The organism is Microcoleus sp. D3_18a_C4 (assembly GCF_036702415.1).
Taxonomy (GTDB): Bacteria; Cyanobacteriota; Cyanobacteriia; order Cyanobacteriales; family Microcoleaceae; genus Microcoleus.
On record NZ_JAUBTI010000135.1, the window covers coordinates 1 to 15,717 of the forward strand.

10 protein-coding genes are annotated in these 15,717 nt (G+C 48.4%); 4 read left to right on the plus strand and 6 right to left on the minus strand.

Translation table 11 applies throughout. The annotated features are described in order from the left end of the window. The first annotated feature begins 104 nt into the window (after window positions 1-104). Together QUB16_RS30470 and QUB16_RS30475 are read left to right on the plus strand one after the other, a co-directional pair. On the plus strand, window positions 105-1,175 hold the full coding sequence (locus tag QUB16_RS30470) for a glycosyltransferase family 1 protein (RefSeq protein ID WP_333321921.1): 1,071 nt from the start codon (window positions 105-107) through the stop codon (window positions 1,173-1,175). Between the two features lie 210 nt (window positions 1,176-1,385). Then, window positions 1,386-2,468, plus strand: coding sequence for a glycosyltransferase family 1 protein (locus tag QUB16_RS30475; protein ID WP_333321923.1), 1,083 nt, complete (start codon window positions 1,386-1,388; stop codon window positions 2,466-2,468). 106 nt (window positions 2,469-2,574) lie between these two features. Here QUB16_RS30475 and petG read toward each other — a convergent pair whose 3' ends face one another. Beyond that, entirely contained in the window at window positions 2,575-2,694 is a 120-nt protein-coding gene (petG, locus tag QUB16_RS30480) for a cytochrome b6-f complex subunit V (protein WP_006632329.1), read from the minus strand. Window positions 2,695-2,874: 180 nt separating this feature from the next. Between petG and QUB16_RS30485 the strand changes: the two genes are divergently transcribed. Next, window positions 2,875-3,255, plus strand: coding sequence for a cytochrome c (locus QUB16_RS30485; RefSeq protein ID WP_333321925.1), 381 nt, complete (start codon window positions 2,875-2,877; stop codon window positions 3,253-3,255). 64 nt (window positions 3,256-3,319) lie between these two features. Here QUB16_RS30485 and QUB16_RS30490 read toward each other — a convergent pair whose 3' ends face one another. The 5 genes from QUB16_RS30490 to QUB16_RS30510 form a co-directional block, all read right to left on the minus strand. After that, window positions 3,320-8,698 (minus strand): SdrD B-like domain-containing protein, encoded by a 5,379-nt coding sequence (locus QUB16_RS30490; RefSeq protein WP_333321927.1) that lies wholly within the window; start codon window positions 8,696-8,698, stop codon window positions 3,320-3,322. 829 nt (window positions 8,699-9,527) lie between these two features. Further along, entirely contained in the window at window positions 9,528-9,887 is a 360-nt protein-coding gene (locus QUB16_RS30495; RefSeq protein ID WP_333144179.1) for an NIL domain-containing protein, read from the minus strand. Between the two features lie 229 nt (window positions 9,888-10,116). Then, on the minus strand, window positions 10,117-10,995 hold the full coding sequence (gene cysW, locus QUB16_RS30500) for a sulfate ABC transporter permease subunit CysW (RefSeq protein WP_333321929.1): 879 nt from the start codon (window positions 10,993-10,995) through the stop codon (window positions 10,117-10,119). Further along, entirely contained in the window at window positions 10,985-11,845 is an 861-nt protein-coding gene (cysT, locus tag QUB16_RS30505) for a sulfate ABC transporter permease subunit CysT (protein ID WP_333321931.1), read from the minus strand. Before cysT ends, cysW begins: the two co-directional genes overlap by 11 nt. 100 nt (window positions 11,846-11,945) lie before the next feature. Then, the gene (locus tag QUB16_RS30510; RefSeq protein WP_333321933.1) at window positions 11,946-13,103 is read right to left on the minus strand and encodes a sulfate ABC transporter substrate-binding protein; all 1,158 of its coding nucleotides are present in this window, start codon (window positions 13,101-13,103) and stop codon (window positions 11,946-11,948) included. A gap of 382 nt (window positions 13,104-13,485) precedes the next feature. On the opposite strand from QUB16_RS30510, the gene QUB16_RS30515 reads away from it, so the two are divergent. Then, window positions 13,486-15,642: a WD40 domain-containing protein gene (locus QUB16_RS30515; protein ID WP_333321935.1), complete on the plus strand. Its 2,157-nt coding sequence runs from the start codon at window positions 13,486-13,488 to the stop codon at window positions 15,640-15,642. Window positions 15,643-15,717 lie beyond the last annotated feature (75 nt).

The following is a 15,717-nucleotide window of genomic DNA, read 5'->3' on the forward strand; positions in this document are numbered from 1 at the left end:
TATTTTAAAGTCCCAAAAGCCTTTCGACCCCAATTATTTACTCGCTACCCCTTGACAGATCAAGACAGTATCTACAATTGGGATAAATTCTGTTCTATAAAATCATGTCTAATTCACTGTTAATCAATTTGTCCTTCTTAACACCCGAACCAACTGGAATCGGGACTTATGCAGCTAATCTTTTCCCGCAACTGGAACCGCTAGAACCCACATTACTGACTTCCCAGCAAATTAACAATTATACTTGCTATCAAATCCCAGAAACTCTGACACCGGATCGAGGGCCGAAAGGACAAATTAACAGGCTGCTGTGGACTCAATTCAACTTGCCAAAGATTTACAAAAAATTGCAGTCAAGCCTGATATTTTCCCCTATTCCCGAAGCACCTTTGTATTCCGGCTGCCGCTACATCGTCACTGTTCACGATTTAATTCCTTTGCGGTTTCCCCAACGGTTTTCTCGATTAACAGCTTATTTTCGCTACTACATACCGCAGGTTTTGCGGCAAGCAGAACACATTATTTGCGATTCTCAAGCAACGGCGGCAGATGTTGCTAACTTTTTCCAGATTCCGTCTAATAAAATGACCGCAATTCCCCTAGCTTGCGATAATATTAATTTTAGATATCTCGACTTGCCCGCCAAAAATTATTTTCTTTATACCGGCAGACACGATCCTTACAAAAACTTGGAAAGATTAATTGCTGCATTTGCGAGTTTGCCCGATCGCGCAAATTACGAATTGTGGCTAGCAGGGCCTCCCAATGCCTACACACCGCAGTTGACAGCACAAGTTGAAGAATTAGGTTTACAATCTTTGGTAAAGTTTCTCGGTTACGTTCCCTATTCTCAATTGCCCGTACTGATGAATCAGGCGATCGCCCTAGTTTTCCCTACACTTTGGGAAGGATTCGGCTTACCAATTTTAGAAGCAATGGCTTGCGGCACACCAGTCATCACATCCAACCTGTCATCAATGCCAGAAGTAGCCGGAGATGCCGCATTATTAGTCAATCCTTACAGCGTCCCAGAAATAGCCGAAGCCATGCAAACAGTAGCCACAGATTCAAAAGTGCGATCGAACTTAAAAACTGCTAGTTTAGCCAGATCATCTCAATTTAGCTGGCACAAAACCGGAAAAGCAACCGCCAACATCTTACAGCAATATCTGTAAATCTTCCCTCTCTTCCTTTCTGCGCCATCTGCGGTTAAACTCACATCTTACACCCTTGTCAGCAACAGGCAAGATGCCTGTTCCACAAAAGATAAATTTTATTGTGGAACAGGCATCTTGCCTGTTCCTAAAAAGCTCATGGAGAATGGTGCAATATCTCAGGTTAAATAAAAAAATCCCACCAAAAAACCGCAATCTACATATTATCCCATGCCCAATCCCCAATCCAACCTGCTCATCAACCTCTCCTTCCTAATTTCCAAACCAACTGGCTTAGCAATCTACGCCAAAAACCTATTTCCCCACCTAAAATCCCTCAACCCAACATTACTAACAGCCGAAAAATTTCCCAATAACAACTGCTACCAAATTCCCGCCAACCTAACACCCGAACAAGGAATTAAAGGCCACATCAACCGATTGCTGTGGACACAAACCCAACTCCCCAAAATTTACCAACAGCTAAAATCTAACCTGTTATTTTCCCCAATTCCCGAAGCTCCTCTATTTGCAGGTTGCCGCTATATAATTACAGTACATGACTTGATAGCGCTGCGATTTCCCCGCCGCTTCGATCCTCTGACACCTTACCACCGCTACTACATTCCCCAAGTGCTGCGGCAGGCTCAACACCTCATTTGTGACTCTGAATCAACTGCCAAAGATATCGCTAATTTTTGCAAGATTCCTACTAATTTAATTACGCCAATTTTCCCCGGATATGACACCAGTTTTTTCCGTTTTCTAGACTTACCAACAAGCAATTATTTTCTTTATATCGGCCGCCACAATCCTTATAAAAACGTGCAGCGAGTTGTAGCAGCATTTGCTGCTTTGGAACATAATTCCGAGTACGAATTGTGGATAGCAGGTTCGGAAGACAAACGCTATACACCGCTGCTGAAGGCGCAGGTTCAAGAATTGGGATTGGTCGATCGAGTAAAATTCTTAGATTACCTCCCCGCGGCCGACTTGCCCAAAGTCATCAACCAAGCGATCGCCCTGGTTTTTCCCAGTCTTTGGGAAGGATTCGGCCTCCCCGTGCTCGAAGCAATGGCCTGTGGCACTCCTGTCATCACATCTAACCTGTCTTCAATGCCAGAAGTGGCGGGGGACGGCGCCTTATTAGTCAACCCCTACAGCGTCGAGGAAATTGCCTCTGCTATGCACCAGCTTGCAGTCGATGCCAAAGTTCGATCGCACTTGCGGGATCTCGGTTTAGCGAGAGCAAAACAATTTAGCTGGGAAAAAACAGGGCTGGAAACTGCTGCTATTCTCGATCGATATCTTTAACAAACAAAGGCGAACAGCACAACACGGATTTGGACACGGATACACGGATGATTCGGGGGGCACTCAAGGCAGGGCGGGCACTCAAGGCACCGCCCCTACAAGCCTTTTACTTATTGATACCCAACTGATCGCCGCGCTTGTACTGCTGATAAGCAGCAAAAAACAGCCCCGCCAGAGTAACAAAGATTAGACCCAGAACAATACCTGAAAGCAGCGGTTCTACCATGAGAGCTCCTTAACGTTAAGATTTAACAACCTATTTTTAATATTACCAGCACTTACACAGATGAATTTTCCAAAAAGCGCCCTTCCGGGAGTATCAGACCTTGCTCTCCCCGCTGCGAACGATTAAGCTATGTTATGAGAAATAAATTTTCTTGTAGATACTATTTTTAATTGAACTCCTTTGAATAACCAACTTGCCAGGAATGAAATTAAAAACCCGATCGAGCGACTTGCCATATTTGCGATCGCGGTGTTGCTTGCCATCATGTTGGCGATTATCACAATACGTCAATTTCAAGTCGCCGATCCTTACGTCAAAAGCGTACTATCCCTCACGGGCAACCCGTTTCAGGGTTCCGCCATCTTTCAAATGAACTGTGCGGGGTGTCACATCTCCGTTTCCGACAGTCAAGTCGGGCCCAACTTGCACGGAGTGTCCGAGCGCAAATCCGAATTGGATCTGATCCGGCAAGTCACCAGCGGGCAAACCCCACCAATGCCCCAGTTTCAACCGAGTCCGCAAGAAATGGCCGACTTGCTCAAGTATCTCGAACAAATTTGACAAAAGAAGGGGAACGGAATTCGTTCCCCTTCTTTGGCTGACTCTCGAAACTTTTATCTGCAGACTAAACCAGCAAGTTAAAACTCTGAGCCGATAACTGGCTCGGCTGTACGCCCCTCAGTATAGCCAAAATCTGGTCGCTGTTGGCGATTCCGATCGCCGTCGAGCCATTAGTTTCGGTTAACGACAGTTGATTGAAGTCCAAGCCTCCCACCAACTCGATCGAATCAACTCCTGCGGTGAAGTTGAAAATCGTGTCAATTCCTCCGCCCGCTGACAAGACAAAACCATCGCTGCCACTGCCACCGACGAGGGTATCGCTGCCAATGCCACCAAAGAGCAAGTTATCGCCGGTGCCACCAAAGAGCAAATCATCACCGCTGCCCCCAATTAAGGTATTGTTACCGTCGTCGCCGCAGAGAGTGTCATTGCCTTGATCGCCAAATAGCACGTCGTCGCCAGCGCCTCCCAAAATTACGTCATCGGCTTTGCCCCCGTACAATAAGTCATTGCCTTCGTCGCCAGAAAGAGAGTCGTTGCCGCGATTGCCAAAAATCGTATCGTTACCGCGATCGCCAAAAATCAGGTCAAACCCTTTACCACCGAAGAGAGTATCGCTCTCGATGCCTCCGTAGAGAGTATCGTTGGCTATATTGCCATTGATGTAGTCGCCGCCCCCTCGACCAAAGATCAAATCGTTGCCGATCAACCCGAAGATAGAGTCACTGCCGGCACTACCCACGATCGTATCGTCGCCGTTAGGGCCATTGATCACATTACCCGCGGTCGGAGTACCTGGTTCAGTGGGAGTAGCTATCCTGGGGAAGTTCTCAGGGCAAACCAAATCTGTCGTTACAGGTGTAGGTGTCGGCGTCGGTACAGGTGTAGGTGTCGGCGTCGGTACAGGTGCAGGTGTCGGCGTCGGTACAGGTGCAGGTGTCGGCGTCGGTGCAGGTGCAGGTGTCGGCGTCGGCGCAGGTGCAGGCGTCGGCGCAGGTGCAGGCGTCGGCGTCGGTACAGGTGGCAGTGGCACTGGTGGCGGAGTCGGAGTCGGCGTCGGCGTCGGCGTCGGAGTCGGCGTCGGCGGCGGCGGCGCTGGGAAGTTCCCGAAGTTGATGCCCGTAACAATAGCGCCTGAAGTTAGGGCGATGTCGGCGGGATCGGGTGTGCTTTGGGTAAACCCAGTTTGGTTGACTTCCCTGACACGGTAGGTTCCCGGCGTTAGGTTCGCGAACAGGTAGTTGCCACTGTTGTCTGTGGTAGTAGTAACAGGAGCAGGAGCAGTTCCAGCTACGACAGTGGTTAACTGAATTTGGAAATTGGCTAAACCCGGTTCTCCAGCATCCTGAGTGCCATTGTTGTTGGTGTCTTGGAACTTCAGACCTCGGATCGCCCCGGGTTGGGGCAGGAAGTTGCCGAAGTCAATGCCCGTGATGTTATCCGAGGGATTAACCGTAACGGGAGCGGGGTTGGGGGTCGTCTGCGTCCAGCCGTTTTGCTGGACTTCCCTTACCCTGTAAGTGCCTGCAGGTATATCTCGGAGAGTGTAGTTGCCCGCTGCATCAGTGATGGTAGTCGGTTCGCCCTGCTGAAACGATTCAGCCGGATTGATACTGTCGAGGAATATTTGCCAGTTAGCTAGCCCCAATTCTCCGGCATCCTTAACGCCGTTGTTGTTGAGGTCATTGAATTTTTGACCGCTGATAGTGCTCGACTGGAAGTTGCCGAAGTTGATATTAGCGATGTCTTGACCGCTGGTGACAGTGATGTCCGCCGGGTCGGAGGTAGTTTGCGTCCAAGTAGGCTGCAAGACTTCCCGCACCTTATAGGTTCCGGCTGACAAATCGAGGAATTTGTAGTTGCCGGTGGCATCGGTGAGAGTGTTCGGTTCCCCAGTGTCGAGAGTACCGTTATCGTTGGTATCGAGGAAGAATCGCCAGTTGGGTAGTCCTGTTTCTGCTGGCGCATCTTGGATGCCATTTGTGTTGAGGTCATTGAACTTCAGACCACTAATCGAGTTGGGCTTGAAGTTGCCGAAGTTGTTGTTTTGGGAGTCGGTGCCGCTGGTGACGGCGATCGTAAACGCGCCGGGAAGAGTAGGCCTGGCTGGATTGACAGGGGGTAGAGTTTGCGTCCAGCCGGTTTGTGGCACTTCCCGCACTGTATAAGTGCCGGCTGGCAGGTTGGTGAACTGGTACTTGCCTGCGACATCGGTGACGGTGGCGTTGGTGCCTGTTTCGGCTGGTATTGCATCTTGGCTGCCGCTGTCGTTGGCATCCAGGTAGATTGTCCAGCCTCCTAGGGGTTGTTCTGCTGGCGCATCTTGGATGCCATTTTTGTTGAGGTCGTTAAATTTGATCCCGCTGATTTTGCCTAGTTGGAAGTTGCCGAAGTTTTGAGCCGTAATGTTTGTGCCGCTGACCGGGTTAATTGGATAAAAAGTCGGGCCGGCGGTTTGTGAGAAACCAGTCGGCACGTCTTCTCTCACAAAGTGCCGACCGCTGCCAACGTTGGCAAAGCTATACGTTCCAGGCGCTGCTGGCGCTGTGCCGGTAACTTGAGAGGCGATTTCCGTGTCACCGCTATCTAAAGTGCTGTTATTGTTAGTATCTTTGAACAAGCGAACGGTAGTGCCGTTGAGGGGGGTGTCGTCAGCAGAGAAGCTATTACCTGTGAGGTCGGTGAATTTGGTGCCACTAACGGTGATGTTTTGGAAAACGCCGAAGTTTTGACCGGTGACGGCAGTACCGCTTAGGGCGGTAACGGGAAGTGCGGCAGCGGGGAAAGAGATAGTGGAGTTGGCTGGGGCAGTGGCTTGTATCAGGTAATTGCCGGGGCCTATATCCGAGAACAGGTAATCTCCAGCTCCCGCAGTAGTTACCGGCGCGCCCACAACCGTATCTGTGCCGACTTCTAGCGTGTTGTTGTTGTTGGTGTCTTTGTATAAAGTGACCGTGACGCCGTTTAATGTGGTGTCGGTGGCATCTAAAACGGCGTTGCCCGCGAGATCGGTGTAGGTTTTGCCCGCGATCGATGTTTTTTTGAAGTTGCCAAAGTTGGCACCAGTAACATCAATTACACCTGTAGAAGCGGGAGTCGGGCCGAGAGTCTGTACCCAATCGGTCGCAGGCGTTCCAGCGGGCGGGGCTTCTGTAATCGGAGTAGCTGTTTTTACGTCCGGGATCGTGTAGGTGCCGTCGGCTGCGGTGGTAGCGTTTTTTGTGCCTACAGAAATCACCCAGCCCGGAAGACCTGGTTCAGTGGCCGCCTGCTGAACGCCGTCACCGTTAACGTCGTTGAATTTCTGACCCCTGACCACGGGCCCGTACTCGTAAGCACCGATGTCAATATTCGGTTTGCTGACAAGAGTATTGTCAATTTTTCGAGGAAAGCCGGTACCTCGTTGGTCAAAAGCTGTAGCGCCCACTGCCGTTATTGTCGGGTCGCCCCCACCAATTGCAGGGTTGCTGCTGGTAGTGACGGGGCTGTTGTCAACTAGGGCAATGGTGAACGGGCCGGTAGTTGCACCGTTGAGTCCGGCAGAGGCGGCTGGAGCTAATACATTTGCCAAAGGAACCGCTAATGCCTGAGCTGTGAAACCAGTGCTACTGCCGAGAACCCCAATTAGGTTGTTATTTCCTGTGAATGCCCCTGTAACATCTGTGTCGGTAGTAGCAACGTTGCCAGCAACGATCGTGTTTTTGACTGTAACTGTACCGCCGTTGTTGTAAATTCCTCCGGCATTAGCAATCAGACTAGCCGGTATGCCAACTGTGGCGGCTGTTGCAGAGTTATAAGCGATCGTATTATTGGTCAGAGTAGCGGTAGCACCTAAGTTGACAAAAATCGCGCCACCAGCAGCTTGACCGGCACCTGCGGCAACATTACCAGCATCGCCACCCCTAACTGTGTTGCTATATAAGGTGCTGTTGGTCATGGTCAAAGTGCCACCGCCAACAAAAATCGCGCCGCCTAAACCTGCACCGCCGCCGCCAGCAGTAGCACCAGCACCGCCAAAAGTGCCTCCTGCGCTTGCACCATTGCCACTACCGCCACCGCCGCCGAAGCCGCCAGTGCCTCCTGCGCCGATAGCACCAGGCGCAGCACCTGTACCAAAAGTACCGCCAGCACCACCGCCGCCAGCAGTAGCACCAGCACCGCCACCACCGCCATTGCCACCATTACCTTGAGTACCACCACCGCCAGCACCGCCATTGCCACCGGCACCGCCACCACCGCCGCCACTACCGACAACGCTACCAATGCCGCCAGTACCGCCAGTACCGCCAGTACCGCCAGAGAAAGTTGCAATACCTGTACCACCATTACCACCTGTACCACCATTACCGGCAGGACTGCCAGCTCCACCGGCAGTACCCGGTTCGCCATTTTCTCCATTTAGGCCGAAGCTAGGACGACCGTCGCGGCCATTTGCTCCATTTCCACCGGGTGTGCCTCGAAAAACAGTAGCCAAATCCGCGTTACCACCCTTGCCACCGTTCCCCGCCGCACCTGCACCGCCAACGGCAGAGTTATTAGAAAAAGTAACTCTGTCAACTGTGACTGTACCGTTGTTGATAAAAAGTGCGCCACCTAAGCCCGCAGCGCCACCACCACCGGTGGTTCCTGCGTTGCCTACTGCTTTTGCGGAATCAATGGTGAGGTTTGAGATGTTAAAGGTTGTGTTATCAACTACGAAGGCACGGTTGTTATTGCCGCTGATCTTGAAACCACCGCCAACAATAGTGGTGGTGTCGGTAATTCTCGGCAATTGCCCTGCGAGGGTAATATCGGCAGTGAGAGTGATCGTGTCAATGCCACTGTTGATGTTGGCAACATTGATGGCATTTACCAGTCCGTTAAAGTCGCCAGTCCTTTGGTTCAAGTCAGCCAGTACGCCACTGTAAGCTTCCCTCGCCTCAGCCGAAAATGCCAAAGGTGTTTCTATATGGCCGGTAGTTACTTCGAGTTTCCAGTCTCCCCCCAACGCAGCATTGCCAGTCAAGTTATCGGAAGCGGCAATATTTGCCCCCGTGAGCTGGCTCAGCCTTTGGACGAACGCCACACCTGCTTCTGTGGCGGCGACGTTGCAACCGTAAAGCAGAATTTCTGGTTTAGCTGTAATTGAAGAGTTCGAGTTTGCTTCGACTGCTGGCAAAGCAAACCATGTTTCTAAATAATTGCGGTAGCTTTCAATGTTGCACAGATTTAGTTCTGTTGCTCCCAGTTGCAAGCTGGCTGCTGCGCCGTGAGACAAAATGTGGACGGCTGCAATGTTTTTCCGCTGTTTAAGTGTTTCGGCAATTTGCTCAAGGCCGTCGCGATCGGCTTTCAGAATAACAATTTCTGTATCGGGATTGACCGTTTCTGTTAAACTTTCGCAATCTTTAACTTGTGAATCTGCAAAAACTATCTGGTGTTTCCGTTCTTTATAGAGTTCCACGTTCAAATTCTCCTGGTACACGCACACATCAAATTCATATCACAAACCAACCGCAGCAGCGATCGAGCTTTTTCCAGCGCGGATGAGAGTCGTTGGCGAAGCTTGCAGAAGAGGATCGCCCCTAACTGTCACCTAACCTAACTTTCACCTAAATTGAATATTGACAAAAACGTTTTTATATGCACCCCTAGCCTAACTGAGTTAGTTTGATTGTTTAGAAGTTTTAAAGGGGATATTGTTCCGGCTGTTACAACAATGTTGGAGAAGACTTGGGCGCTGTGTATTGATATGCCAGAGATGGATTAAATACCCGATATTATAAAAATTGTCAAGCGAATAATGAACCGATGGCGATCGATATTTGTTAATCAAGAGTCATCAGTCACGGTTATTAGCTGTAAGCTGGTGTTATTTGGTAGTTGTTAGCTGCTGAATTATCGGTATGTGCGATCGAACAACCGCAATCCAATTTGTGTGGAGGCAGGAATGCAAGGGGAGCATCTCAGTTTGGCATGTACAGTGCGAGCGTCCCCGCTCGCGTATTGTACAATACGCGAGCGTGGACGCTCGCACTACAATAAAAAAAATGCTTTTTACAAAACTGAGATGCTCCCAATGCAAGTCCTCAGAAAACTCAGAGGACTTGCATTCCTGACTCCCAAAGTTAGAACAGTTATTTTAGAGGAATAGATAGGACTGATGAATACTGACTCATGACTAATATTTCTGGAGACTATTATACTCAATAGATCGGGAAGAGGAAAGAAAATTTGGCGTGACCGTCCAGAATATTAACTCCTCTTCCATTTGGGCATCCAATACTCACTAATTACCAAGTTTCTTCATCGGGATTATTGGAATTGCTCCAGATTTCCACATCTAAATCATTGAGATACATCAGAGCCGTTTCAATCTGTTTACTTGTACCGTTCAGTTCCAAGTCAAACCAACCGTCATCTAAAGTTTTAACACCCAACAAAGCGGCATTAAAATTCACAGTCAAACCGTATTCAGAAATCAGGTTAGAAATCACAGGTTCCTGATGGTATTCTTTAGGAACACGAATGCGAATGCGGGTTTGAGTTGGTCTGCTGTCACCACTATCAGAGTGGGGAATATCTGATTCTTGGGTTCTGTGAAAATTGTCGATCGCCTCAAATTCAGATTCGCTAGTGTTGTTAGCTAACATTTGGGACTCCTAATTTTTGTTTCAGTTTACACTTTGCACCAATATCTTGTAGGATATGCCGCTGTGAGATTTTCAAGCTTCCAACCAGATTGTCGATAGCGCCGCACCTTACTAATGACTCGTTTGAGGGATGAGGTTCACAGCGCGCGCCCTAAAGCCCTAATGACTAATGACTAATGACTAATGACTAATGACTAATGACTAATGACTAATGACTAATGACTAATGACTATTCTTCAACTTCTTTTATCCTAGTTTTTCGTTCTAAAATCTCCTTAAGCACGAGAGTAACAACTGCTAAAAGACCTAGAACTACCGCCGCCGAAAATGCGGCTTGCGTCGCGTACTGCTTGTAAGCATCCTCTACAAACAAAGGCAAAGTTTGCGTTTTTTTAGCAATATTTCCCGACACCACAGAGACGGCTCCAAATTCTCCCATTGCTCTAGCATTGGTCAAAATTACTCCGTAAAGCAATCCCCAGCGAATACTCGGAAGCGTGACATTCCAGAAAATTTGCCAGTCATTTGCTCCCAAAGTTTTCGCAGCCTCTTCTTGATCGGTTCCCACTTCTTCCAAAACAGGAATTACTTCGCGGGCCACAAAAGGCAAGGTAACAAAAGCAGTAGCCAGCACCATTCCAGGGAAGGCAAAAATAACCCTAATATTTGCCGCCTCCAGCCACGGCCCGAACCATCCCAGCCGACCGTAAAGCAGTACAATCATTAAACCTGCAACTACGGGAGAGATGGCAAAAGGCACGTCTAAAAGGCTGATTAATAGCGTGCGCCCCCGAAATTTGTTGCGACCAATTACCCAGGCAGCACACAAACCGAATACTGTATTTATAGGCACAACTATCAGAGAAATTATCAGGGTTAGTTGCGCTGCGTGCAGAAAATCTGGCGAGGTTAAGTTAGAAAGAAATGGCTCAAATCCCTTTCGGAAAGCTTGATAAAAAACGTTGAGCGTGGGGATAAATAAGACAAGAGCGAGATAGCCGATCGCAATTCCGATTAAAGTTGGTTTTACCCAAGCTTTTTCCTGACTCCGACTAGAACCTGCGGGCGGAAATTTGTAACCAGCGGGTGAATTGATATTAGCCGTCATAGCGTCTTCTCCATGCTTGTAAGAGATTAATTGCGAACAGCATTGCCAGGGAAATAGCTAACATGACAGTGCCGATAACTGTTGCTCCTGCATAGTCGTACTGTTCTAACCTTTGGAAAATTAAAACCGGAGCGATTAAATCTTTGAACGGTATGTTAGAAGCTACAATTACAGTAGAGCCGTACTCGCCAACCGCTCGCGAAAATCCGAGTGCTACTCCGGTTAAAATAGACGGAAATAGCGGTGGCAAAACTACCCGCCAGAAGGTTTCAAATTGAGAAGCACCTAAGCACCAAGCTGCTTCTTCGATTTCTTTTTCCATCTCGTTTAAAACTGGCTGTACGGTTCTAACTATAAATGGCAAGGAAATAAATATCATCGCTATACCTACGCCCAAGCGAGTAAAGGATATCTTGATTCCCAAAGGTGCAAAAAGCGAACCAATCCAGCCGTTATCGCTGTAAACTGTGGCGAGGGTTAAACCGGCGACGGAGGTAGGTAGTGCAAAAGGCAAATCGACGACTGCATCTACAATCCGTTTTAATGGAAAGTCGTAGCGGACTAATACCCAGGCAATTAATGTGCCGAATACTCCGTTAATTAATGCCGCAATTAATGCCGTAAAGAAGGTGACATCGTAGGCGGAAAGGGCGATCGGACTGGTGGCAATTGCCCAAAATTCGGCGGGGTTTGCTGTGCTGGCTTTCAGCAGCATTGCTGTAACTGGGAGCAATAGCATTAAGCTGAGATAGCCTAGGGTGATTCCCCAAGGTAATGTGATTTTGCCGATCGCCTTTTTGATATTTTCGATCGGAGATTGACGGTTACTGATTGCAGATGATCCAGCCATAAGTCAATAGTTTTGAGTTGGAAAGAATAATTGCTGTAGGGGCGGGTTTTACCAATAATCATTGACTAAAACCAATCAACTCGTAAACCCGCCCCGGCCACTACTGTCTAATTGAACCTTGAATTTTGTCAAAAACAGCTCCGTCATCGAAGAATTTCTTCTGAATGTCTCCCCAACCTCCTAAGTCTTGAGCTGTAAATAGGGTTTTGATGGGCGCATATTTTTGGACAAATTCCGGTTCCGCCGCTACTGTCGCATCTACTGGGCGGAAGCCTACTTTGGCAAATTCTCGCTGAGCTTCTGGGGTGTAGAGAAACTTGACAAATGCTTCGGCGACTTCGCGAGTACCGTGTTTATCAACGTTTTTATCGACAACGGCAATCGGATTGTCGATCGAAACATTGACTTCGGGAATAGTATAAGTCGGTTTTTCGCCTTTCTCACCCGCCAAAATAATCTCGTTTTCGTAGTTAATTAAGGCGTCGCCTTGGCCTTGTTTGAAAAATACGTCGGTGGCTTCGCGGGCGTCTTTAGTCAGGATGGGGACGTTTTTGTAGACTTTAGTAGTCAAGTCTAATGCTTTGGTTTCGTCTCCTCCGGTTTTAACAACCGAACCCCAAAGTGCGAGGAAATTCCAGCGGGCAACGCCTGATGTTTTAGGATCGGCAGTAATCACTTTTACTCCGTCTTTGCTTAAATCTTCCCAGGTTTTGATGTTTTTGGGATTGCCGTCGCGCGTGACTATTGCTCCTACGGATTTGCTGACTATGCCTTCGTTGGGGACTTCTTTTTCCCATCCAGGCTCAATGAGTCCGGCTTTTTCGATTTTTGCGGTGTCGAGGGCGAGGGCTAGGTGTACGATGTCTGCTTCTAAACCGTCAATTACGGCGCGAGTTTGGGAACCGGAACCGCCGTAGCTTTGGTTGAAGGTGACGGTTTGGCCTTTTTCTTTTTGCCATTGTTCTACGAATTTGGGAATTATCGCTTCGTGGGCGGCTTTGGTGACGGCGAAGGATACTAGGGTTAATTCTACGTTGCCTTTGTTGGCTGCTGGGCTAGCACCGCCTGGACTGCTGCCTGGAGTGGCTGCGGGGTTGTTGGTGGTTCCCTGGCCGCAGGATGCAACGGCTAGACTTAAAGTTATTCCCACTAAAAATAGTGACACAAATCTTTTCAGCCCAGTCAATGATTTATTTGTACCGGCTGGTGGCTGTTGCGGCCAGTAAAGGTGTTGAGTTAGGCGTTGCCACGGGCTCATTATATTTGTTCCTCTAGATAAAGTACGGTTTTTAGGTCGGAATACCGTAATTACGGTTGTGAAGTACGATTATAGACAAGAGCGAGTCAAAAGGCAACAAAAAAAACAAATTGGCGGAACTCAGGGTCGATCGCATATCCTGAAGTCTTTTCCGTCGGTGTTTTCGAGTCAGATTCGGGGTAAAATGTAAAGTGTATAAATAAATATTATTATTAAGTTATGGTGCTAAGCTGGCGCGGCTGCACGATTCGCCTGCATGATTCGCCTTACATATAGCATCGGCCGATCGCCCAAATCTAATAGCCCTGCCAAGAGTCCCCGCCCCAGGGGGATATGTCTGACTCGCGCGATCGCCCTTAAGTAAGAAAAAGTTTTAACTGGTATGCCCTTACCCCGCCCCGTCTCAGACACCCTAATTGAACTGTTGAAGCCTGTAGCCTCGGAATTGGGAGAAAGATTGGGAGCCAGCGCTGTCAACGAACGCTATGCAGAAATTGAGCCCTCTGGTTCTTCAGCTTTGAACCAGCAAATCAAAAAAGACCCCCGCTGGATTAAAGCACAAGTGAGATATTTGCAGCGGCAGCAGGCCAGAGAACAAGAATTAATCGCGATCGCCAGCGCAGAAGAAAGGGTAAAGGAAGAACGGGCTAATCGAATTAAGGCACAAGAAGTAAGAGATAAGCGGGCCATTAGCCGACTTTGCCGCGACTTAATGCGGGAGTTTCAATCAGAAGCAATTCGAGTTAAGCTGAGCGAAATTCAAACTCTTTGGGACAAGGACAACTGGTTTTCTAATTTGAGCAGGCAGGAAACTGAACAGATTTTGCAGCAACAGCAGCACCGATTGCTGCTGTTAGTTGCTCCCGCCAAAATTAGCCAAGATTGCCCGGATTCGTTTCGCCACAATCTGAATATCGAGCTGCCGGCTAAGTTAAGAGCTTTTTTGAACCAGCACTACCCCCCGCATGGAGATTTGTGCCCGGTTCAGTTTTACGGAGACTATTTCAAAAAATCCATTTCTGATATAGATGTGGAGCGGTTGCAGACTGTGTTGTCTCCCGTACCGACAGCTATACTGTACAGCGATATCAGCGATTATGAAGTTAATTTTCATGTTGGTTTTTGGGGAGTCATCAATCAGAGCGTTTCTCTAGTGGCGATGCAGCCTTGGAATTGGGAAGAGGTTTATCACCAGTTGGAGGCGGAGGGGAAAGATAAAAAGCTGAGCCTGCGGATTATTCGGCAAATAATTGTGACTATTCACAAGTTATTGGCGGCTTTTTTAGCTGATTTGTATTATTTAAATATCGATTTTACTCACGAACCTCAGCTATTTAATTTAGAGGCGGAATTTGCTCAGGAATGGTTTTCTAAAGATTGGGCCAAACCGTATATTGAAACTCTTAAAGAAATTCAGGAGCAGCAGCGAATAGTCTATAAGGGAGAGATGCGGCGGCTGGCGCTGCGAGAGGCGAAAGCTAGGGCGGAACGCCAGCGTTTGGAGGAGGCTGAACTCAAACGCAGAGAGGAAGCTGAGGCGGCAGCTAAGCGGGTGAAGGAATTAGCTCACAAATTAAAACATCAGAAATGGCGGTGTGTATATACGCTGCCGGGACATTCATCGTTTGTGAATTCTCTGGCGATTAGCCCTGACGGCAAAATTTTGGCTAGCGGTAGTTGGGATAAAACTATTAAGATTTGGAATTTAGAAACAACGGAATTAATTGGCACTCTGACGGGACATTCCGATCGCGTAAATTCGGTTGCTATTAGCTATGACGGAAAAATGTTGGTCAGCGGCAGTTCGGACGAAACAATTAAGTTTTGGAATTTGCACAACGGCGATTTGCTGTGTACTTTTCCGGGACATTCTATGGAGGTGAATTCGGTGGCGATTAACCCGAAGGGCCTGGTAATTGCTAGCTGCGGCGGGGCTGATAATACGATTAAGCTGTGGAATTTGCGGAGTGGTGAGTTGCTGCGGACTTTGAGGGGTCATTCTGACAATGTGAATGCGGTGGTTTTTAGCCCGGACGGTAAAATATTGGCGAGTGGTAGTTCGGATGCGACGAGTAAGGTTTGGGATGTGGAAAGCGGGAAGTTGCTGCGGACTCTTTCGGGGTTGAATGTTGGGGTGAATTCTGTGGCGATCGCGCCGGACGGTCAGATTCTTGCTAGCGTGAGCAATGATTATACGATTAAGCTGCGGAATTTGCATACGGGCAGTTTGTTGCGGATTTTAAATACTAATTCTGGGAAGGGAAAGGGTGTAACGAATTTAGGAACGAATGAGGCGGTGCATATTTTGCAAAATTATGTGAGTCGGGGCGAGTCGGTTGCTATCAGTCGGGACGGTTTGACTTTGGCTAGCGGGTGCGATGATAATACGATTAATATTTGGAAATTGCAGACGGGGGAGTTGTTGACCAGTCTTAAGGGACATTCGGGTACGGTGTACTCGGTGGCGATCGCACCTTCGGGCAATTTGCTCGCTAGCGGGAGTGCGGATCAGACGATTAAGATTTGGCGCTGCGATTAGTTAGGATCGCGAATTAAATAACTTACAATTTTAATTGTTATTGTGGGATGGGCGTCCCGCCCGTCCAAAAAGGAC

Bases quoted from the DNA above. Each gene is read 5' to 3' on its own strand.
- cysW (WP_333321929.1), bottom strand. From the start codon at position 10,995: ATGACGGCTAATATCAATTCACCCGCTGGTTACAAATTTCCGCCCGCA.
- QUB16_RS30495 (WP_333144179.1), bottom strand. From the start codon at position 9,887: ATGTTAGCTAACAACACTAGCGAATCTGAATTTGAGGCGATCGACAAT.
- QUB16_RS30515 (WP_333321935.1), top strand. From the start codon at position 13,486: ATGCCCTTACCCCGCCCCGTCTCAGACACCCTAATTGAACTGTTGAAG.
- petG (WP_006632329.1), bottom strand. From the start codon at position 2,694: ATGGTAGAACCGCTGCTTTCAGGTATTGTTCTGGGTCTAATCTTTGTT.
- QUB16_RS30475 (WP_333321923.1), top strand. From the start codon at position 1,386: ATGCCCAATCCCCAATCCAACCTGCTCATCAACCTCTCCTTCCTAATT.
- cysT (WP_333321931.1), bottom strand. From the start codon at position 11,845: ATGGCTGGATCATCTGCAATCAGTAACCGTCAATCTCCGATCGAAAAT.
- QUB16_RS30470 (WP_333321921.1), top strand. From the start codon at position 105: ATGTCTAATTCACTGTTAATCAATTTGTCCTTCTTAACACCCGAACCA.
- QUB16_RS30510 (WP_333321933.1), bottom strand. From the start codon at position 13,103: ATGAGCCCGTGGCAACGCCTAACTCAACACCTTTACTGGCCGCAACAG.